Raw genomic sequence first — 2,715 nt, 5'->3', positions numbered from 1 at the left:
CAGGCCCGCGGCGCGCCCCGCCAGCGCGACCCCCGCGAGCGCCCAGCCGGTGCCGTACTCGGCGTGCCGGGTGGAGTCCGCGCCTTCGGCCAGGGACAGGAACAGCGTGCCGATGGTCGCGACGCCGAGCACGTTCGCGAGCTGCATCATCGTCAGCAGCAGCCCGCTGGCGTCGGCGGCGTCCGCGGCCGAGACGTGCTCCAGCGCCGCCGTCATGATGATCGACATCACCCCGAGGCCGAGCCCGATCACCGCGGTCAGCGCCTCGTAGGCGACGCCGCCGCCAGCGAGCGGCCCCACCCACAGGTAGCCGGCCGCCGCGACCGCGAACCCGGCCGGGATCAGCCGCCGGTGCCAGCGCGCCGGGGTCCGCTGCCAGGTCAGCCCGACCAGCCCGAACGTGATCACGCACGGCACGAACGCGAGCCCCGACTCCAGCGGCGACATCCCCAGGTCGCCCTGCAGGTGCAGGGTCGTCGTGAACAGGAACGTGCCCCAGCTGCCCGGCCCGGCCAGGATCGCGACGCAGGCGGGCAGCATCCGCGGTGCCCGGAGCGCCCCCGCCGAGAGCAGCGGACGCCCGCCGCGCGCCGTCACCCGCCGCTCCACGGCGACGAACGCGGCGAGGAACCCGGCGCCCGCCGCCAGCGAGACCCAGCCCCACGCGGGCCACCCCAGCTCGTGCCCGAGGATCAGCGGGACGACGAACAGCAGCACCGCCGGGGTCAGCGTCAGCAGGCCCGGAACGTCCAGCGACACCCGGTCGGGGCGTCCGTCCGGCGCCAGCAGGCGCGGCCCCGCCGCCAGCAGGAACACCCCGATCGGCACGTTCACCAGGAAGACCGCGCGCCAGCCCGCGCCGAACAGGTCCGCGCTCACCAGCACGCCGCCCGCCACCTGGCCGACGACGACGCCGCCCGCGATGATCACCGTGTAGAGGCCGAGCGCGCGGGCCCGCGCCGCGCCCGCGAAGTCGCGCTGGATCATCGACATCACCTGCGGCGTCAGCAGGGCGGCGCCCGCGCCCTGCAGGAACCTGAACAGCACGAGCGTCCAGACGGACGGCGCCAGCCCGCAGGCCAGCGACGCCGCCGTGAACACCACCAGCCCCAGGTGGAACATCCGGCGGTGGCCCGCGACGCCGCCCAGCCTCGCCCCCGTGATCAGCAGGACCGCGTAGGAGATCGCGTATCCCGCCACCACCAGTTGCAGTCCCGCCCCGGACGCCCCCAGGTCGTCGCGCAGGGACGGCAGCGCCACGTTGACGACGTTCACGTCGAGCACGGCCATGAACTGGCCGAGCAGTATCAGGGCGAGCGCGCGCCGCCGGGTCCCGTCCGCGACCCCTCGCCGGGAATGCTCCCGCGCAGATCGGTTGTCTGTGTCATGGAGATCAGCTTGGCGAGCGGACGATACCCGTAACGAGAGCCCTTCGATACCGGTACCGAGGGCACCCGGATGAGAGGCCCGGCGCGATGCAGACTGGAGCGGTGACGATGACGGAAACGCACGCGGAAACGCACGCGGAAACGCACGCGGGGGCGGACGGGCGCGCGGGCGCGCGGACCGGGCCGCGCCGCCGGACGGAGCTGGCCTCGTTCCTGCGCAGCCGCCGCGAGCGCATCAAGCCCGCGGACGTCGGGATGCCGCCGGGGCCGCGCCGCCGAACTGCCCGGGCTGCGCCGCGAGGAGGTCGCGCAGCTCGCCGGGGTCGGCGTCACCTGGTACACGTGGCTGGAGCAGGGCCGCCCGATCAACGTCAGCCCGCAGGTCCTCGACGCGGTCGCCCGGACCCTGCGGCTGGACGGCGCCGAACGCGAGCACCTGTACCGGCTCGCCGATGTGCCCGACCCGGTGGCGCCCGACGACGCGGAGGCGCTGCCCTGCACCGTCCAGCCCATCCTGGACGGCCTGGACCCGATGCCCGCCGCCGTCACGAACGCGCGTTCCGACATCATCGCGTGGAACCGCGCCTACGCGGCGATCTTCCCGCAGATCCCGGCGGCCGACCCGTGCGAGCGGAACTCGCTGTGGATGACGTTCACCTTGCCGCCCTGCTGCAACCCCGTGCTGAACTTCGAGGAGGAGGCGCCGCTGTACGTGGCGGTGTTCCGGTACCGGTACAGCCGGCACATGGACGAGCCGGGCTGGAAGAACATCGTCCGCCGGTTGACGGCGGCCAGTCCCGAGTTCGCGCGGCTGTGGACGTCCCACGACGTCGCGCTGCCGGGGGCGCGGGTGAAGGCGTTCCGGCATCCGGCCGTGGGCGAGATCCGCACGCGGACCACCAACCTGGACGTCACGGCCGCGCCGGGCAGCCGGATGGTCGTGTACACCCCGCTCGGCGCGGTGGACCGCGACCGGATCGCCCGGCTGATCGACGATCCGGCGGCGGCCGCCCTGGCGGTCCACCGCCACTGATCGCCGGGGGAGGGACCGCCGGACGGGCCGTCGGCCGGGGCCGGTGACCGGGGCGACCGCCGCGCGCGTCAGTGGCGGGCGCGGAACGCGATGAACGACCAGGTCGATCGCGGCGACGACCGCGACGGCCGCGCACAGCCCCGCCGCCGTCCAGGCCCCGCCGTCGCCGTCCGTACCGCCGCCGCCCCCGGCGGCGAGCACCGCGAAGACGATCGCGGCGGCGCCGCGACGAGCAGCGCGATCGCCGACAGCACCGCCCGGAGCCGCAGCGGGCTGCGGGCGGTGAGCGGCTCG

At 75.2% G+C, this 2,715-nt stretch carries 3 protein-coding genes and 1 pseudogene; 3 read left to right on the top strand and 1 reads right to left on the bottom strand.

Annotated elements, in window-relative coordinates; translation table 11 throughout:
• On the bottom strand, positions 1 to 1,437 hold a 1,437-nt coding region (locus BJF79_RS36360), incomplete at its 3' end, for an MFS transporter (RefSeq protein WP_410050191.1).
• A 231-nt stretch (positions 1,438 to 1,668) separates the two neighbouring features.
• Here BJF79_RS36360 and BJF79_RS63335 point away from each other — a divergent pair.
• The 3 genes and pseudogenes from BJF79_RS63335 to BJF79_RS56385 all read left to right on the top strand — a co-directional run.
• Positions 1,669 to 1,767, top strand: a pseudogene (locus BJF79_RS63335) (helix-turn-helix domain-containing protein); the annotation flags it as partial.
• An 87-nt stretch (positions 1,768 to 1,854) separates the two neighbouring features.
• Positions 1,855 to 2,421 carry a hypothetical protein gene (locus BJF79_RS63330; RefSeq protein WP_262403082.1) on the top strand — a complete coding sequence of 189 codons (567 nt, stop codon included), beginning with the start codon at positions 1,855 to 1,857 and terminating at the stop codon, positions 2,419 to 2,421.
• A gap of 90 nt (positions 2,422 to 2,511) precedes the next feature.
• A partial coding sequence (locus BJF79_RS56385) for a hypothetical protein (RefSeq protein WP_158079404.1) occupies positions 2,512 to 2,715 on the top strand: 204 nt, incomplete at its 3' end.

Source organism: Actinomadura sp. CNU-125 (assembly GCF_001942465.1).
Classification (GTDB): domain Bacteria; phylum Actinomycetota; class Actinomycetes; order Streptosporangiales; family Streptosporangiaceae; genus Spirillospora.
Note: the sequence above shows the minus strand (reverse complement) of the source record. Positions and strands in the feature narration are given on the sequence as shown.